Raw genomic sequence first — 18517 nt, forward strand, 5'->3', positions numbered from 1 at the left:
GCTTATCATAAATCTTTCGCGTAAAGGCACTGTTCGCGATTCTTTTCTTATTATTGTATCATAATAGCGCAATACACAATGCTGGCAAGAGATCTAATATCAACGGTTGTTCCTATTCTGCATCCTCTGGATCCAGGATCTAGGGCGCTGCGCCTGATGAATGAATATCATCTTACGCAATTGCCGCTGGTATTGGAAAACAAGTACCTGGCACTAGTGGAGGAAGATGATATACTGGACCTGGAAGATCCGGAAATAGCGCTGGAGAATATGGAATATAATGGCCCTAAACCGGCTATTGCAGAGAATGCGCATTTCTTTGAAGCAATACGTCTCTTCCATGAAATGAAACTTACCGTACTGCCTGTTATCAGCCATGAAAAAGAATATATCGGCGTTCTTACCAAAGACAGTCTGCTGGCTGCCCTGGCACAATACAACGGTGTAAAGGAACATGGAGGTATACTCGTGCTGGACCTCGATCCGCGTGATTATAGCCTCAGTGAGATTGCCCGTATCGCAGAATCGAACGATGTAACGCTGCTAAGCGTGAATACGCTTACTAACCCAGCGTCCGGTAGATTCGAAGTGCTCCTGAAGACCAACAGGCAGGAATTGCAGGGATTGGTGGCTACTTTTGAACGCTTTAATTATATTATTAAATATACCATTACTGAAGAGCAGGAAGAAGAACTGCTGAAAAAGAATTATGACCTGTTGATGAATTACATCAGTATGTAATAGTTAGTCAGGTTAGATGAGAGAAGCGAAACACATGCGTGTTTCGCTTTTTTGTTTTTTGGGGAAAAACGCGCATGAACGCCTGGGGTTAATATATATGCAAACACCCCGGGCATAAAACGTGCATAAATCCCCGGGGGATGATTTAATATCCCGGGGTTGCATCGCGGGAAACAAACGCGGGTTTCCGTGGGGGCAACCCGCGCTACAAACACGGGTTCCCCGTGGGGGCAACCCGCGCCACAAACGCGGGTTTCCGTGGGTTGCATCGCGCGCTACAAACACGGGTTGCCGTGGGTTGCACCCCGCGCAACAAACACGGGTTCCCCGGGGCTAAAGCCCCGGGCTACAAACACGGGACTCCTGCCGGAGTCGTATTGTGTTTTGTTAATGGGATTTGTTGTAAACACCGGATCCCGGGGTTGACCTTAATTTTGTTCTATCACATATTACCATTACATTGACTCCCTGTAACCGACAACTGTTTCTGCTGTTCTCAATGAAGTTTATCCGATATTGTTTAATATTCACCGTTATCATTCTCACCACAACGCTCTCCTGTATGGGACAGGAGCCTGTAATGGTTACCAAATCGCTGGACAGCGCTTATCTGGTGATCCGCCAGGTGGCGGTGCAGGGAAACAACAGAACCCGCACAAATGTCATCCTGCGTGAACTCGGGCTTGCACCGGGAGATACGATCCGCCTCCGGAGTTTATCGACGGAACTGGAGGCCAGACGGAAACAACTGATAAATACCTCACTCTTCCTGAGTGTCAGTGTAAATGTGATGAACTGGCAGGCCGATTATGCAGATATAGTGATCACAGTGACAGAACGGTGGTATACGTTCCCTATTCCCATTTTCAGACTGGCAGACAGGAATTTCAACCAGTGGTGGGTGGAGCAGCGGCGTAGCCTGAACAGGGTGAATCTGGGCGTCCGTTTGTTCCAGGATAATCTCACTGGCCGTAATGACGAAGTCCGGGCAGAATTCCAGCTGGGATACACACAAAGGGTGGCCCTGAATTATGACCTGCCCTATATTGACAAGGCTTTCAGACACGGCGTAGGACTGGTCTTCTCCTATAGTCGTAATCGTGAAATCAATGATAGCACAGCAGCGAATAAACAACACTTCTTCCGGCAGGATAAATTTCTGAGGCAGGTCTATACCGCCGGATTAAGCTACAGTTACCGGAAAGCGATCAATACCCGGCATCAGGTGTTCCTGACCTTCAATGCTGAAAAGGTAGGCGATTCCGTTGCCATTCTGAATCCTGCTTATCTGGGCCATGGACGTACGGAAGTAAGGTATCTTAATCTGATGTACAGATTGAGCTATACAAAAGCTGATAGCTGGACATATCCCCTGAAAGGAGTGCTGCTGCAGGCGGAAGCAGAGAAAATGGGCATAGGCCCGCTGAATGATATTGACCATGTGAGACTGCGGTTGAGGATAGCGCGTTACTGGCATCTTTTCTACAAAACATATGGCTCGCTGGGACTGCGTACACAGGCAAAACTGCCTGCAGATCAGCCTTACCTGGACCAGAAAGCAATGGGATACCAGGAAGATTATCTCCGGGGACTGGAATATTTTGTAGTAGATGGCACCAGTTTTTTGATTGTCAGGTCTACGGTGAAAAGAGAGGTCATGAATTTTAATGTACATCTGCCACTGGTCCCTGCCAAATTCAGTTCTGTACCTTTCCGTGTCATGCTGAAAGTGTATGGGGATGCCGGTTATTCCTACAGCAGGCAGTATGGGCATGGTATGCTTAACAATCGGTTGTTGTATACCGGGGGAGTTGGGATGGATATTGTTTCTTTTTATGATTCCTGTCTGCGTGTAGAGTACAGTATAAACCAGTTAGGGCAAAAAGGGCTATTTTTGCACACTAAACTGGACATGTAATAGCTGCTTTACCTGCAGCGCTATTAAGAACGATTATGCAAATTGCTATTTACAGCCGAGGATTTGTACCTGAAGACCTGCCCATCATTCAGCTATTGCTGGATGAGTTAGCGCGGGAGGAAATGGAGCCTGTCATTTATCAACCTTTCTGCGAAGCGCTGCAACCACACATCCGGTACAGCAAGCCACCTGCTACATTTTGTTGTGCAGAAGATCTGCACGGGCAGGCAGATATCCTGGTAAGTCTGGGAGGTGATGGTACCCTGCTGGATACCGTATGTTATGTGCGGGATACGAATGTACCGGTGCTTGGTATCAATTTCGGAAGACTGGGATTCCTGGCCAGCATCGGCAAAGATGCGATCAACGCAGTGGTGCAGGCATTAAAGGAACGTACCTATGTGGTGGATAAACGTGCCTTGCTGCACCTGGACTCCAATGTGGGGCTTTTCGGGGAAGTACCTTATGCGCTCAATGACTTTACCATACACAAAAAGGATACCTCCAACATGGTGAAGATCCATACTTACCTGAATGGGGAATTCCTGAACACTTACTGGGCAGATGGCCTGATAGTAGCTACTCCTACCGGCTCCACCGGGTATTCGCTCAGTTGCGGCGGGCCAGTGGTATTCCCGGACGCAGGCAGTTTGGTGATCACCCCTGTGGCGCCACACAACCTCAATGTAAGGCCTATCATAGTGCCTGATAATCATGTGATTTCGTTCGAAGTGGAGGGGCGTAGCGACCAGTTCCTGTGTACCCTGGACTCCAGGATGGAAACGATTGACAATACCGTACAACTGGCCATTAAGAAAGAAGAGTTCACTATCAGTCTTTTACGTCTTGATGATAGCAATTTTCTGCATACCTTGCGAAACAAGTTACTATGGGGTATTGACACAAGGAACAGATTAAAATAAACAATCTGCTCAGTTTATTGTTAATTAGCACATTAAGTTTTTTCATTACATTTGTTTGATTTATTTAATACCAAAAGCAGGGATAATCGCGTTTAAGGAATTATCGTCGCGTTAAGCAGTACCGATCTATGGGCAAACCTTACCTTTTTTTCAAGTGTTTCTTAAAGTCCGGCCTCGTAGCAGTGATATCCCTGTTCCTGACGCCCGCTTTTGCACAGAATGAGCTGACATATACCGGGGAACTGGGTTTTTCAGTAGGCGCGGCTCATTATTTTGGTGATCTCAATACCAGAGGCGCCCTTAATGCTCCAAAGCCATCCATTGGCGTCTATTACCGGAAGTACATGAATGACTATGTGGGTATAAGGGTCCACGGTCGTTTCATGCAGCTGGGATATTCTGATATTTACAATAACAATGACTTTCAGCGCAGGAGGAACCTGAGTTTCAATACTAACCTGTTTGAGCTGGGAGTACAGGGTGATTTCAACTTTTTCCGGTTTGAGCCGGGATCTCAATATTACCGTTTTACGCCTTACTTCACCGGCGGAGGGTCTCTCTTCTACTTTAACCCTTACGCTTATCTGAACGGCCAGAAATACCGTTTGCAACCGCTTCGTACAGAAGGGCAGGGTAGCGCTATGTACCCGGACAGGAAACCTTACAGCCTGACCTCTTTTGCATTTACGCTGGGAGGTGGTTTTAAGTACAATCTGTCCCGCAAGGTGAACCTGGGTCTGGAGGTACTGTACCGCTTTACACAAACAGACTACCTGGATGATGTGAGCACCACTTATGCAGGTTCGGCCGTCTTTCCGCCTGATGCTCAGGGACATAGTACTGTGGCCTACCTGTTGCAGGACCGTTCTTATGCTACCGGCGATCGTATCGGGGTAGCCGGCAGGCAACGGGGAAACAGCCGTGATAAGGACCAGTTTGTTACCGCAGAATTAACCATCGCTATTTTATTCACCTCTTACAGATGTAAATTCTAGTTTCGCAGTCATGGACAGCCTGTTTGCAGTTCAATAACGGCAATTTGCCTATTTTGTGAATTTTCTATAACAGGTTTTTAGCGTCAAACTGCGATCAGTAAAGGATTTCGCTGTTAAAACTACGTTAAAACCCCCCATCCCCCTTTGCCGGGAAAGGCATAATTCTATTTTTGTATCTTTGCAAACTTTACTAAAAATCTGTATCGATATATAATCCGCCGGAGATACTCATGAGTTTGAAGGACAAATTAGACTTGCAACGGTTACCACGACATATTGCCATCATTATGGATGGAAATGGCCGGTGGGCGAAAGAGCGTGGCCAGGACAGACTTTTCGGACACCATGAGGGGGTCGAAAGTGTCCGTAATATTACCGAGGCCTGTGCTGAATTAGGTATTGGGTATCTTACCTTGTATGCTTTTTCTACAGAGAACTGGGACCGGCCCGTTTACGAGGTGAACGGGATCATGGAATTACTCGTAAATACGATTCGCAGTGAGGTAGCTACACTCATGAAGAATAATATCAGGCTGCATGTGATCGGGGACATGAACATGCTGCCGGGTAACTGTAAAACAGAAATGGAGGAGGCAATGACCATGACAGCCCAGAATACAGGGCTGAATCTTGTCATGGCGCTCAGTTACAGCGCCCGCTGGGAAATTGTGAATGCGGCAAAGAATATTGCTCAGGATGTAAAAGACGGCAAACTTGCACCGGAGGCGGTAACCCCAGAAATGTGGCAGCAATATCTGTGCACTGCCGCACTGCCTGACCCGGAATTAATGATCAGGACCAGCGGAGAATGCAGGATCAGTAACTTCCTATTATACCAGCTGGCCTATGCGGAGCTCTATTTTACGGACACTCGTTGGCCGGATTTCCGCAAAGAACATCTTTACGAAGCCATCCTAAATTATCAGAACAGAGAAAGGCGCTTTGGCAAAACAAGCGAACAAATACAGCAGAATGAAGAAATTATTTCCTAAGAGCCTACTGGCCATAGTATTATGTTGCAGTGCCGGCATTCGTGTGTCCGCTCAAAACAAGGACACCATTGCCCCTGCGCCTGACCAGCAACCGGCGGCGGGATTAAGTTTACCATTGGGAAATTCGCAACCACAGCCATATGAAATAGCTGACATCTCCATCACCGGTACCCAATACCTGGATAAGTCGTTGCTGGTGTCCCTGTCTGGTCTGAACGTTGGTGACAAGATCGTTTATCCCGGCGGTGACCAGTTTGCAAAAGCCATCCAGGCACTCTGGGGGCAGCGTTTGTTTGCTAACGTAGCCATTTATGTTACTAAAATAGAAGACGGAAAGATCTGGCTGGAAATAGACCTGCAGGAGCGTCCCCGTCTGAATAACTTCATCTTCAGAGGCGTTAAGAAATCCGAAACAGAAGAGCTGATAAAAAAAGCATCCCTGCGTAAAGGTTCCGTTGTAACTGAAAGTATGAAGCAGAACGCCATCGGCGTGATCTCCAAACACTACGCTGATAAAGGTTTCCGCAATGCTGTGGTGACCATTACCGAAAGAGTGGACACCGCTCAGGTGAATGCTGCTGATCTCGTGATCACCGTGGTAAAGGGCGGTAAGGCGAAAGTGAATGATATCTTCATCATAGGGAATAATAATATCGCCGATTCAAAAGTGAAGAAGAAGATGAAAGGTACCAAAGAGCGTACCCGCATCACGCTTTATCCGGATTCTGAACCTGTATGGAGCGATTCAAGCGACCTGCAGGAGAATTACTGGAAAACATTTGGTTTCCTGTACCCTTCCCGTACACTCGATCAGTTAGATCCTTATTTCCGTTTCAAACTGTTCTCTTCCGCGAAATTCAACGAAGGAAAGTATACAGAAGACAAAGAGAAAGTAATTGCTTATTATAATACACAGGGTTATCGTGACGCTGTGATGGTAAGAGATACTACCTACACGTCCCGCAATGGTGGTGTGAACGTGAGCATGGAGATCAATGAAGGTAAAAAATATTACTTCGGCAACATTACCTGGAAAGGTAACTCCCGTTACAACGACTCCCTGTTGACCCGCGTATTGGGTATCAAGAAAGGAGATGTCTACAACCAGGAGATGCTGTCGAAACGTCTATTATCTTCCGAAGGTGGCGACATCGGCGGTATGTATATGGACTTCGGTTACCTGTTCTTCCGTGCTGACCCTGTGGAGATCGGTATCCATGGTGATACCATCGACTACGAGATTAGAATTTCTGAAGGTCCGCAGGCAACTATCAAGGAAGTACGCATTGCCGGTAACGAAAAGACCAATGAGCACGTAATCCGTCGTGAGCTGCGTACCCTGCCCGGCGAGAAATTCAGCCGTACAGACCTGATCCGTTCCAACAGGGAAATCGCGAACCTCGGTTTCTTCAATCCTGAGAAGATAGGTATGGACCCTGTGCCTAACATCCAGGATGGTACCGTGGATATCAACTATACCGTAGAAGAAAAAGCAAACGACCAGCTGGAACTTTCTGCGGGCTGGGGTGGTTACATCGGTCTGACCGGTACACTGGGTGTAACGTTCAACAACTTCTCCCTGCGTAACATTTTTAGAAAAGAAACATGGGATCCATTACCGAGTGGTGATGGTCAGAAATTATCAGTACGTGTGTCTTCCAATGGTAAGGCATACCGCTCTTATAACTTCTCCTTCACGGAACCATGGCTGGGCGGTAAAAAGCGTAACCAGTTTTCTGTAAGCTTCTATAGCAGCTACCAGAACCCGAACGCTTACTCAGCATATATATATGGTAGCACCCTTTCCAACAATGCTTATTTTAAAGTATTGGGAGGATCCGTATCCCTGGGTAAACAGCTGAAATGGCCGGATGACTATTTCACCCTGATCTACTCGCTGAACTATCAGCAGTACAAACTGAAGAATTATAACTACTTCAATATCCCTGGTTTCAGCAACGGTACTTCCAACAACGTCAACATAAAACTGACACTGGCCCGTTCATCTGTAAACCAGCAGATCTATCCGAGCAGTGGTTCCAACTTCATGGTGTCCGGACAGTTCACACCTCCTTACTCTGTGTTCAATCCGTCCAGAGATTACAAACTGGAGGCTATCAGCAACCAGTTCAATTTCATTGAATACCAGAAATACCGCTTCAATGCAGAATGGTATGTACCATTGAGCAGGCCGAAAGGTTCTGACAACAAGGTATTCGTAATGAAGGTGGCGGCTAAATTCGGTTATATCGGCCGTTATGACAATCGTACAACATTATCACCGTTCGGCCGTTTTGAGCTGGGTGGCGATGGTCTGAGTAACTTTGCTATCTACGATCGTGATATCATCTCCCAGAGAGGTTATCCGGTATATTATACATCCGATCCCAAGCAGAACCAGGAATCAGGTCAGCCAACAGGTTACGAAGGCTTCACTGTTTTCAACAAGTATGTGATGGAGTTGCGTTATCCTTTCAGCCTGAACCCAAGCTCTACCATCTTTGGTCTGGCGTTCCTGGAAGCGGCTAACGGCTACAGGGATGTAAAAGACTACAACCCATTCAGGTTACGCCGCTCTGCAGGTCTGGGTATGCGTTTCTACCTGCCGATGTTTGGTCTGCTTGGATTTGACTACGGTATCGGTTTCGACCGTATCAGGTCTGGCAATGGTCTGAAAGATGCTGCGAAGTTCACCTTCATGCTTGGCTTCGAACCGGAATAATAGATACCAGGTCAGCCGGTATTACTGCCGCGTGTTGATGAATAATTGGTAGTCAATGCGTAAGAAGAGGATGAGAAGTGCAGATATATGGACATAAAGTAGTAGCCGGGAATAGTGTTTGAATAAATTTTAAATTATATATTGCAAATTCGAACATTGGTTCCAAATTGGCAGGTAATTTGAAAAACGAGACATATGAAAAAAATATCCCTCATAGCCGCCGTTCTGTTCTGTAGTACAATCACGGCTTTTGCACAGCGTTACTGTGTAATAGATACGAAATACATTCTGGACAATGTGCCTGACTACAAGGAGGCCCAGACTAAACTGGATGCAGTAGCAGAACAATGGCAGAAAGAAATAGATGCTAAGTTCCTGGAAGTGGATAAGATGTACAAGTCTTACCAGGCGGAACAGGTGATGCTGACAGAAGAGCTGAAGCACAAACGTGAAGACGAAATAGTGGCAAAGGAGAAGGAAGCAAAGGACCTTCAGAAGAAAAGGTTCGGATATGAAGGGGATCTTTTCAAGAAGAGAGAGGAACTGGTAAAACCCATTCAGGATAAAGTCTATAATGCAGTACAAAAACTGGCTGCATCAAGAATGTATGATTTTGTGCTGGATAAGTCGGGAGGTATTACCGTAATTTTCTCTGATCCTAAACTGGATAAGAGCGATGACATTTTACGTTCCCTGGGTATAAAGAAGGGCACAACAGGTGAGTAAATCTTTTAAACCATTTTATAACCTTAGTTTTAGTAACAAAAGTTTTTTAAACACAGACAACATCATGAAGAAGTATGTAATTATTGCTTTCGTGGCAGTTTCAGGATTGTTCAGCGTAAATGCAATGGCTCAGTCCAAAGTTGGACATATTAACGCACAAGCGCTGATCGAGGCTATGCCGGAAGCGCAGACTGCACAGAAAACACTGCAGCAGTTTGCAGAGGAACTGGATAAAGATGGTAAAGGGCTGATTGAAGAATACCAGAAGAAACTGACTGAATTTGATAAAGGTGCGGCAACAATGACCGATAACATCAAGGAGATCAAAACTAAAGAGATCCAGACTGCACAGAAAAATATCCAGGACTACCAGGAATCTGCACAGCAGAAGATCGAAGCAAAACGTGCTGAAATCCTGAAACCAATCTACGATAAAGCACGTAAGGCAATCGAAGATGTAGCAAAAGAAAAAGGTTACGGCTACGTACTGGACAGCTCAGCAGGCGTATTGCTGGTATCACCTGCAAGTGATGACCTGGCGCCAGCTGTTAAGACCAAACTGGGTATCAAATAATTGAATTATACCACGGTATTAAGTTAATACGTCTGCCCCGGAAGCTCCGGGGCAGATTTTTTTAGAAAACATTTTACTATTTGATATTTTTCCCTACCTTTGCCTTCCGTTTTAAAAAACAGGATTCCGCAATCCGGGAGAGTGTTTAGTATAGTACAGGTAAAAACAAAATATTAAAATGAAACGTACTTTTCAACCGCATAACAGACGCAGAAAGAGCGTTCATGGCTTCAGAAAGAGAATGGAAACTGCTAACGGCCGTAAAGTATTAGCTTCCCGCAGAGCCAAAGGCCGTAAGAAATTAACTGTTTCTGACGAGCGGAAGCTGAAATAAGAGTTAGCCGCTGCGTAACTGCATAGCATCTGTGCTCGCAGGCTTTAAGGCTGGTTCTTGATAGAACAGAATTGTATCGCTATTGGGATGATAAATCAGACTTGCCATAAAAACTTATTCTTTTAACAAGGAAGAAAGGTTAAAAAGCAGAAAACTCATTGAAACGCTTTTTCGGGAAGGAAAAGCGTTTTCTGTTTTTCCCTACCGGGTACTTTATATGCCGGTAGACCAGTCCTTGAATAAATACCCCGTACAGGCTGGTTTTAGCGCCTCTACCAGGCGATTCCCCCATGCGGTGGACCGCAATCGTGTGAAACGTCTTACACGCGAATGCTGGCGTCTGCAAAAGCAGGGGCTATATGATGTTCTCCAGCAACACTCCAAACAGCTGGTCCTCTTCTTTATCTATACCGATAAGAAAATAGCTCCCTATGCTACCCTGCACCACAAAATTTCGGTAATTTTAAAGAAGCTGGAAAAAGAGGTTGTTGAATAATGAAAGTCTTCCAATATTTAAGTTACCCGTTTATCTGGATCATCAGGATCTACCAATGGGGTATCTCCCCGCTGCTGGGCGCTAAATGCCGCTATACCCCCACCTGCTCACAATATGGTGTGGAAGCTCTGCAGAAACATGGGCTCATCAAAGGTGGCTACCTGACCATTAAACGGATATTGTCCTGCCACCCCTGGGGCGGACACGGACACGATCCCGTACCTTAAGGGCCGCGAGATGGAATACCGTCATTTATTAAGATAGATCCCAATGTTTAACAGTTTATGTGTAATAGATTAAGTAAATTTCACACCAGAAGATTATTCTCACTCTAACTGAATGACCTATGCGTGCATTTTTTCGCAGAAAAAGAGGAATAGTGTTGGTATTGGTGCTGCTGATGGCCGGCGGTATGAGTATCATGGCTTATTATAACGAGAAGGACAAATACTTCGAAATAGCCAAGAACCTCGACATTTTCGCCGCCTTTTACCGGGAGCTGAATACCTACTACGTGGATGAACTGCCCCCGGAAAAACTCATGTATAAGGGCATCGACGCCATGCTGGAAGAAACAGATCCTTATACAGACTTTGTTCCGGAAGAGAACCTGGACGAGCTGAAATTCATGGCTACCGGCAGGTACGGAGGGGTAGGGGTTTCTGTCAACACAGACAGTGAACGTACCGTCATCACCGACGTGTATGAAGGCAGTCCGATGGATAAAGCTGGTGTAAAGCCAGGAGACATTATCCTGTCCCTGGATGGCAAGCCCACCAAAGGCATGGAACAGGATGAGATCAGCCGTATACTGAAAGGCGCTCCCGGTTCTACGCTGGCAATGGTGACCAAACATCCCGTTACAGGTGCTGAAAGCAATAAAAAGATCGTCAGGGAAGAAATAAATGTAAAAGCCGTGAGCTTTTCAGGTGTTACGGGCACTGATATCGGCTATATACGGATGACCCAGTTCACAGAGAACAGTGGCCAGCTGGTACAGAGCGCTTTTGAGGAACTGAAGAAACAGTACCCGACCATGAAAGGCCTGATCCTCGATCTGAGAGGTAATCCCGGTGGTCTGCTGGATGAAGCCGTATCCGTTGCTAATATTTTCGTGGATAAAAATAAACTGATCGTCAGCACCAAAGGAAAGGTGAAAAGCTGGGACAGGGAGTATAAAACAGAAGAACCTGCTGTGGATGCGCGCATCCCACTGGTTGTACTGACCAACCGCTCTTCTGCATCGGCTTCCGAGATTGTGGCAGGCGCTATCCAGGACCTGGACAGAGGCGTTATTATCGGTCAGCGTTCTTTTGGTAAGGGATTGGTACAGACTACCCGTCCGCTGCCTTATAACGCGAAACTGAAGGTAACCACTGCTAAATATTATACCCCCAGCGGACGTTGTATACAGGCCATCGATTATTCACATCGGAACAGCGATGGGGAAGTGGAATCCATGCCCGACTCCCTCCGCCGTTCTTTCAGCACCACAGCTGGCCGTAAAGTAAAAGACGGAGGTGGTATTGAGCCGGATGATGCAGTAGAACCTACCATGCTCAGCCAGGTGGCTATTACGCTGTTGCGCAAACAATACATTTTCGACTACGCTACCCAGTATTATTACAGCCATCCGAAAGTATCGCCGGCCAATACATTTGTGCTCAGCGAAGATGACTTTGCAGATTTTCTGAAATACCTGGATGGCCGGAACTACAGTTACAAGACACGCAGCGAAGAAGCGCTGGAAAGCTTCCAGGCTACCGCCAGGAAAGAAAAGTACTACGATGCAGTGGCTAAGGAATTTGAGGCATTACAGGTAAAAATGAAACATGATAAGAAACAGGACCTGCTTAAAAATAAACTGGAGGTGAAACGCTTGCTGGAAGAAGAGATTGCGAACCGGTATTATATGCAGCGTGGACGTATAGAAAAATCATTATCCAGCGATAATGAAGTGAAAGAAGCGATCGCTGTATTGCACACACCGGAACGTTATCAGCAGTTATTGAAGTAACAGATCAATCTGGATAATATATTGAATAGTCCATGGACAGCCGCTCCCGGCGCTTGTCTATGGACTATTCTCATTTATAGATTCTCCATATTCCTGTGGAAAATTATGATTTCCCGCTTTTTAATTATAAATTATACTTCTCTTACGCTTCAACACACGTTATTGTAAAACCAAACTAAAGCACATGCCTGAAAATTCTAACAACAACTCACGCCGGGGATTTATTACTAAGCTGGCTAAGAGTGTCGTAGGGGCGTCTTTGTTGCCCAACATCATCACTGCTGCTGACAGGCGGCGTAACATTCAGTCACTATATCGCGCCAACGAAAAGTACAGCGCCAACGATCAGATACAGATCGCATTGATTGGTGCTGGTGGTATGGGTACAGCAGATACCAATACGGCCATTACAGTACCGGGTGTCAAACTGATTGCTGCCTGCGATCTGTATGACGGCCGGCTGGCAGATGCAAAGAAGAAATGGGGTAATGATATTGCCACTACCCGCGACTACCGGGAGATCCTGGAGCGGAAAGATGTGGATGCAGTGATCATTGCTACACCTGACTTCTGGCATAAAGACATTTCTGTAGCGGCCATGAATAAAGGCAAGTCTGTTTATTGTGAGAAGCCCATGGTGCACGATATCACTGAAGGCCCTGCTGTTGTAGAAGCACAGCAGAAGAATGGTAAGGTAGTATACCAGGTGGGCAGTCAGGGTATGAGTTCCCTGGGAAATGAAAAGGCAAAACAATTGTTAAAGGAAGGCGCTATTGGCAAACTCAATTATGCAGAAGGTTTCTGGGCACGTATGTCTCCGTTTGGCGCATGGCAATATCCTATTCCGGCAGATGCTTCACCAAAGACGGTTGACTGGACAGCCTATCTGGAACATGCTCCCAAGCGGGATTTTGATCCGTTAAGATTCTTCCGCTGGCGTAATTACAGGGATTATGGAACGGGCGTATCCGGTGACCTGTTTGTACACCTGTTCTCCAGTCTTCACTTTGTAACAGGCTCTGTTGGTCCTGAGAAAGTAATGGCTACGGGTGGCCTGCGTTACTGGAAAGACGGACGTGAAGTACCTGATATTATGTTAGGCATGTTTGATTATCCTGAAACGGAAGTACATCCTGCATTTAATCTGTCACTCCGTGTAAACTTTGTTGATGGTACCGGTGGTACCAACTATCTGCGCATGGTAGGTAGCGAAGGATCTATGACAGTGGAATGGGATAAGGTGACATTGTTACGTAACAAGAGCAATGTAGATGCATCTGATCCATTAACGCAGGGTAAAAAAGATACGGACCGGGGCAAAGAATATGTCTATCATCGTAAGGATATGTTGCCACCGGAAAAGCTGGAATATGCAGCAGAAGAAGGATATAAAGGCGCGCACTTTGATCATTTTTATAACCTGTTCAACGCGATGCGTACAGGTGGTAAGGTGAATGAAGACGCATTATTTGGCTATCGCGCAGCTGCACCTGCATTGTTATGCAACGACAGCTATTTTCAGAACCGTATTATTCATTGGGATCCTAAGGCCCTCAAATTGATAAACAAATAAAAAAGAAATCATGATGAAGAAATTATTTGTTCCCGCATTGTCGGTAATGACTATCAGTGTAATGGCATGTAATGGTGGAAGCAGTACTGCAAGCAAAGATTCCACGACTGTATCTGCAGATACCAGTGCACTGGCCGCACCAGTAACAGATACTGCACAGAATGTATTGTCAGACACAGAAAAATCAGAAGGCTGGAAGCTGCTCTTCAATGGTCAGAACCTGGACGGATGGCACATCTACAAAGGCAAAGAATCTAACAGCTGGGTAGTAGATAACGGAGAATTACATTGCCTCGGTAGTGAGAAAGATAAGAGCGATAAACGTGCAGACCTGACAAGTAATGATACATATGAAAACTTTGAATTCCGGACAGACTGGAAGCTGGCTCCTAAGGGTAACAGCGGTATTATTTACCTCGCATCTGAAGACAATGATGCTGCATACCTGAGTGGTCCGGAATATCAGTTAATAGATGATGAGAACTTTCCTGAGAAACTGGAAGAGTGGCAGAAAACAGGCGCCAACTATGCAATGGGTGCACCTTTGGTAAAAGCAGCTAAACCAATAGGTGAATGGAATCACACACGTATTGTGGTGAATAACGGACACGTGGAGCATTGGCTGAATGGTCAGAAAACAGCAGACTACCAGATCGGTTCACCTGAATGGAAGAAAGCGAAAGCAGAAGGCAAGTGGAAAGATGCAAAGAATTATGGAGAAACAAAGAAAGGACACATTGATCTGCAGGACCACGGAAGTGAAGTATGGTTCAAAAATGTAAAGATCAAACAGCTGTAATTGTAGCAAAAGTTTTTCTAATACTACTTTCACGGGTAGTCTATACGAAAGAGGCCGCATCATAAGTATGATGCGGCCTCTATAGCTTTATAGCAATGTGTTATATTAGATTGCAGCTTCGTAGTTCTTAGCAACTGCATCCCAGTTTACAACGTTCCAGAAAGCTTTCAGGTACTCAGGACGACGGTTCTGATACTTCAGGTAGTAAGCGTGTTCCCAAACGTCAATACCCAGTACCGGCATACCTTTTACTTCGGCAACATCCATCAGCGGATTGTCCTGGTTAGGAGTGGAAGTGATTTCCAGTTTACCGTCCTTAACGATCAGCCATGCCCAACCTGAACCGAAACGGGTAGCTCCTGCATTTGCAAATTTCTCCTGGAATTCAGCGAAAGAACCGAAAGTGCTCTTGATAGCATCAGCCAGTTTGCCTTTAGGTTCGCCGCCAGCGTTAGGGCCGATTACTTTCCAGAAGAAGCTGTGGTTCCAGTGACCACCACCATTGTTCCTCACAGCAGGGCTTATTTTACCTGCGCTTGCTACCAGCTCTTCCAGGGATTTATTTTCATTTTCAGTACCGGCAATTGCTTTGTTCAGGTTGTCTACATAAGCCTGATGATGCTTACCGTGGTGAATTTCCATTGTCAGTTTGTCGATATGCGGTTCCAGTGCGTCGTGTGCGTACGGTAAGCTCGGAAGTGTGAATGCCATAACTTAATGTTTTATTGCGTTAATGAATATGTGTCTCAAAAAAAGAGTCTCCAAATTTACTGCCTAATATCAGAAATAGCAAAATGTGTCATCTGGGGTTTATTGTACATATCATGGACGGACTAGGTAGTTCCGCCCAATTCGCATACCAATTGTGTTGGATATATGCTTTTTTATTTTATATTTACGTTAAGCGTTGTAACAAATTTTCGTATTACATTCCTGTTCGTATAAACGTGAAAGTTACAATACTATACAAATCCTACGCTGATGTATGGGAGGTGAGGATTATTGCGCCATTCTTGACCTATCGGTTTCAGCTATTGTTTGTATAAAACTTAATGTATGTTGACAGACTCGGACATGGGCCACGACTATTCCCTCAACGCCTTGCAGAAGGAAAATGAACTATTAAAGACACGGATCCAATCGCTGGAAGGTCTTTTGAACAATGTACCCGCCATGCTATATACACACCAGAACAGTACAAAGACGGTCAACTGGTGTAACCGCTATATGGAAGATGTAACAGGATACACTATGGCGGAGATGAATAGTATGGGATTGGATTTCTTTAAGGATATCATGCATCCGGATGATTTTGAACTGGCTGTCATAGCCCAACAGTCGTTCAAAGAGAATAAAAATGTTTTCGGGGGAGTATTAAGATTTCGTAAACGGGGTACCGACAACTGGTGCTGGCTGGCGGGGATTGCTATTCCGTATACCCGCGATGAATACGGAAATGTGCAGGAAGTGATCTGTGCTTTTGTGGATATGACCATGGCCATGGATACCAATGATCAGCTGGCAGAAGCGATGCTGGACGTTATGCGGCGTAAGCATGAAGACCTGATCATCAAACTGACGCCCCGTGAGAAGGAGATCCTGAAACTAACCGTTAAAGGACTGAATAATAAAGAGATAGCCGAAGCACTGAGCCTGAGCCGGTACACCATTGAGACCCACCGGAAGAATATCAGGATCAAACTGAAAGTACGTAATACCACCGAACTGATAGCCCTGGCAAGAAAGGTTGGTTATCAGTGATTTGTGTAATATTTGATGCCACCTGTCCATAGGAAGGTGGTACAAAAATACCCAAGCTTGGGTATTTGAAGCCAAAACAAACTCGACTAATTTAGTGGCATTAACCGAAACAGATTTAAAACGTTAGAAAGACATTTCTGAAACCCCTATTGCCATGATTACAAAGGAAAATGCGTTGAGTATACTGCAGCTTGACGGTTCAGCAACAGCGGAGGAGATTACTGCAAGATATGAGGCGTTAAAATTTCAATATAAAAAGATTAAAGACGAGACGGGAGATCTTAAGACCCGTCTGGCCTATCAACTGAAGCAGATTGAGCTTGATGATGTCTACATTTATTTCAGAAGACAACAAAGGATATAGTAAAGCGATTATTTCTTCATTCGTTGTGTTTTTGACCCGGCTTTCGTCCGTTGTTTGTATCTTCTTCAAATATTAACTTTCTCATCCAAAGTCATTTCCATATTGTCGTCTTTTATCATACATTTATACCCATAAACTCCAATATATGGGTACTGTATACATTATCATCGCCGTATTGGTTGTACTGATCATTCTTTCCAGCTTCGTGACAGTACAGCAGGGTACAATCGGCATCACCACAATTTTCGGAAAATACAACAGAGTGTTATTCCCCGGACTAAATTTTAAAGTTCCCCTGATCGAAAAGGTATTTAAACGTATCTCTATCCAGAACCGTTCTGTAGAACTGGAATTCCAGGCTATTACTATCGATCAGGCGAATGTTTATTTCAAGGCCATGCTGCTGTATTCCGTGTGGAACCAGGATGAACAGACGCTTAAGAACGTTGCCTTCAAATTCGTAGACGAGCGTAGTTTTATGCAGGCATTGATCCGTACCATTGAAGGATCGATCCGCGGTTTTGTTGCGACTAAACGCCAGTCGGAAGTACTGGGACTGCGTCGTGATATTACTGAGCACGTAAAAGAGCAGATTGACAAGACCCTGGAAGACTGGGGATATCACTTGCAGGATTTACAGATGAACGACATCACCTTTGATGACGCCATCATGAAATCCATGGCGCAGGTGGTGGCTTCCAACAACCTGAAGGCGGCAGCTGAGAATGAAGGTCAGGCATTGCTGATCACCAAAACCAAGGCTGCGGAAGCAGATGGTAACGCTATCAAGATCGCTGCCGAGGCAGAGCGTCAGGCAGCGCAGTTACGTGGTATGGGTGTGGCCCTGTTCCGTGAAGAGGTAGCTAAAGGTATGACTATGGCGGCCAAGGAAATGCAGCAGGCTAACCTGGATACTTCCGTGATCCTCTTTTCCATGTGGACAGAAGCGATCAAACACTTTGCGGAAAACTCCAAGGGTAATGTAATCTTCCTGGATGGTTCATCTGAAGGAATGGATCATACCATGCAGCAGATGATGGCCATGAATAAGCTGATGGAAAACAGAAGCCATAAATGATCTTCTGATAAATAACGGAAACCGGCGTTGTCTTCAAGAGGCAACGCCGGTTTTATTTTATAGTCTTCTTTGTGCAAAGAATGTTTTGACAAGCTGAAGGCTTTCCTCTTCGCAGGGGCCTTGTTCTAATTTTGTTTTGGGATGGAAGGGAGAAGTATTGCCTGCTACTTTACGGTAGCTGTGTTTATCATCTCTTGCCGCATATACGATACGCCCTATCTTGCTCCAGTAAAGGGCGCCAGCGCACATCAGGCAGGGCTCCAGCGTAACATACAGCGTAGCCTCCATCAGGTATTTGCTGCCCAGGTAATTGAAGGCAGATGTTAAGGCGATCATCTCCGCATGCGCAGTACAATCGTTCAGTCTTTCCACCTGGTTATAACCTTTCCCTATTATTTTATCGCTCATGACTACGATAGCGCCAACAGGAACTTCTCCGTCATCAAAAGCTTTCCTGGCCTCCCGGAGTGCTTGCTGCATATAGTATTTATCGTCCATATTCCT

General features: G+C 45.5%; 19 protein-coding genes. 17 read left to right on the forward strand and 2 right to left on the reverse strand.

Features of this window, described 5'->3' with window-relative positions; genetic code table 11:
* Positions 1–78: 78 nt before the first annotated feature.
* The 14 genes from F3I09_RS30865 to F3I09_RS30930 all read left to right on the forward strand — a co-directional run bounded on the left by F3I09_RS30865 (position 79) and on the right by F3I09_RS30930 (position 14810).
* A complete protein-coding gene (locus F3I09_RS30865) occupies positions 79–741 on the forward strand; it encodes a CBS domain-containing protein (protein ID WP_149698911.1) in 663 nt (220 codons plus the stop codon).
* Positions 742–1303: 562 nt separating this feature from the next.
* Entirely contained in the window at positions 1304–2659 is a 1356-nt protein-coding gene (locus F3I09_RS30870; protein WP_188134025.1) for a BamA/TamA family outer membrane protein, read from the forward strand.
* Positions 2660–2694: 35 nt separating this feature from the next.
* The gene (locus F3I09_RS30875) at positions 2695–3582 is read left to right on the forward strand and encodes an NAD kinase (RefSeq protein WP_149698913.1); all 888 of its coding nucleotides are present in this window, start codon (positions 2695–2697) and stop codon (positions 3580–3582) included.
* A gap of 128 nt (positions 3583–3710) precedes the next feature.
* Positions 3711–4577 carry a DUF6089 family protein gene (locus tag F3I09_RS30880; RefSeq protein WP_149698914.1) on the forward strand — a complete coding sequence of 289 codons (867 nt, stop codon included), beginning with the start codon at positions 3711–3713 and terminating at the stop codon, positions 4575–4577.
* 230 nt (positions 4578–4807) lie between these two features.
* A complete protein-coding gene (locus tag F3I09_RS30885) occupies positions 4808–5569 on the forward strand; it encodes an isoprenyl transferase (RefSeq protein WP_188134026.1) in 762 nt (253 codons plus the stop codon).
* On the forward strand, positions 5550–8291 hold the full coding sequence (locus tag F3I09_RS30890; RefSeq protein WP_149698916.1) for an outer membrane protein assembly factor: 2742 nt from the start codon (positions 5550–5552) through the stop codon (positions 8289–8291). The genes F3I09_RS30885 and F3I09_RS30890 overlap by 20 nt, the downstream gene beginning before the upstream one ends.
* A gap of 195 nt (positions 8292–8486) precedes the next feature.
* Positions 8487–9017: an OmpH family outer membrane protein gene (locus F3I09_RS30895; protein WP_149698917.1), complete on the forward strand. Its 531-nt coding sequence runs from the start codon at positions 8487–8489 to the stop codon at positions 9015–9017.
* A gap of 64 nt (positions 9018–9081) precedes the next feature.
* Positions 9082–9591 carry an OmpH family outer membrane protein gene (locus tag F3I09_RS30900; protein ID WP_149698918.1) on the forward strand — a complete coding sequence of 170 codons (510 nt, stop codon included), beginning with the start codon at positions 9082–9084 and terminating at the stop codon, positions 9589–9591.
* Positions 9592–9769: 178 nt separating this feature from the next.
* On the forward strand, positions 9770–9925 hold the full coding sequence (rpmH, locus tag F3I09_RS30905) for a 50S ribosomal protein L34 (protein ID WP_012788729.1): 156 nt from the start codon (positions 9770–9772) through the stop codon (positions 9923–9925).
* A 106-nt stretch (positions 9926–10031) separates the two neighbouring features.
* On the forward strand, positions 10032–10421 hold the full coding sequence (locus F3I09_RS30910; protein WP_149698919.1) for a ribonuclease P protein component: 390 nt from the start codon (positions 10032–10034) through the stop codon (positions 10419–10421).
* The gene (gene yidD, locus F3I09_RS30915) at positions 10421–10648 is read left to right on the forward strand and encodes a membrane protein insertion efficiency factor YidD (protein WP_149698920.1); all 228 of its coding nucleotides are present in this window, start codon (positions 10421–10423) and stop codon (positions 10646–10648) included. The genes F3I09_RS30910 and yidD overlap by 1 nt, the downstream gene beginning before the upstream one ends.
* Before the next feature lie 119 nt (positions 10649–10767).
* Positions 10768–12438, forward strand: a complete 1671-nt coding sequence (locus F3I09_RS30920) for a S41 family peptidase (RefSeq protein WP_149698921.1) — start codon at positions 10768–10770, stop codon at positions 12436–12438.
* Positions 12439–12622: 184 nt separating this feature from the next.
* Complete coding sequence (locus tag F3I09_RS30925) at positions 12623–14011, forward strand: Gfo/Idh/MocA family protein (RefSeq protein WP_149698922.1); 1389 nt, start codon at positions 12623–12625, stop codon at positions 14009–14011.
* 10 nt (positions 14012–14021) lie between these two features.
* The gene (locus F3I09_RS30930) at positions 14022–14810 is read left to right on the forward strand and encodes a DUF1080 domain-containing protein (RefSeq protein WP_223233445.1); all 789 of its coding nucleotides are present in this window, start codon (positions 14022–14024) and stop codon (positions 14808–14810) included.
* 105 nt (positions 14811–14915) lie between these two features.
* Here F3I09_RS30930 and F3I09_RS30935 read toward each other — a convergent pair whose 3' ends face one another.
* Positions 14916–15521, reverse strand: coding sequence for a superoxide dismutase (locus F3I09_RS30935; RefSeq protein WP_149698923.1), 606 nt, complete (start codon positions 15519–15521; stop codon positions 14916–14918).
* A 345-nt stretch (positions 15522–15866) separates the two neighbouring features.
* Between F3I09_RS30935 and F3I09_RS30940 the strand changes: the two genes are divergently transcribed.
* From F3I09_RS30940 to F3I09_RS30950, 3 genes are all read left to right on the forward strand, one after another.
* Positions 15867–16571, forward strand: coding sequence for a LuxR C-terminal-related transcriptional regulator (locus F3I09_RS30940; protein WP_149698924.1), 705 nt, complete (start codon positions 15867–15869; stop codon positions 16569–16571).
* A gap of 154 nt (positions 16572–16725) precedes the next feature.
* Entirely contained in the window at positions 16726–16935 is a 210-nt protein-coding gene (locus tag F3I09_RS30945) for a hypothetical protein (RefSeq protein ID WP_149698925.1), read from the forward strand.
* Positions 16936–17080: 145 nt separating this feature from the next.
* Positions 17081–18013, forward strand: a complete 933-nt coding sequence (locus F3I09_RS30950) for an SPFH domain-containing protein (RefSeq protein ID WP_149698926.1) — start codon at positions 17081–17083, stop codon at positions 18011–18013.
* A gap of 57 nt (positions 18014–18070) precedes the next feature.
* On the opposite strand, the gene F3I09_RS30955 is transcribed toward F3I09_RS30950, so the two are convergent.
* Positions 18071–18511, reverse strand: a complete 441-nt coding sequence (locus F3I09_RS30955) for a nucleoside deaminase (protein WP_149698927.1) — start codon at positions 18509–18511, stop codon at positions 18071–18073.
* Positions 18512–18517 lie beyond the last annotated feature (6 nt).

It is taken from the genome of Chitinophaga sp. CF418 (assembly GCF_900142925.1).
Taxonomy (GTDB): Bacteria; Bacteroidota; Bacteroidia; order Chitinophagales; family Chitinophagaceae; genus Chitinophaga.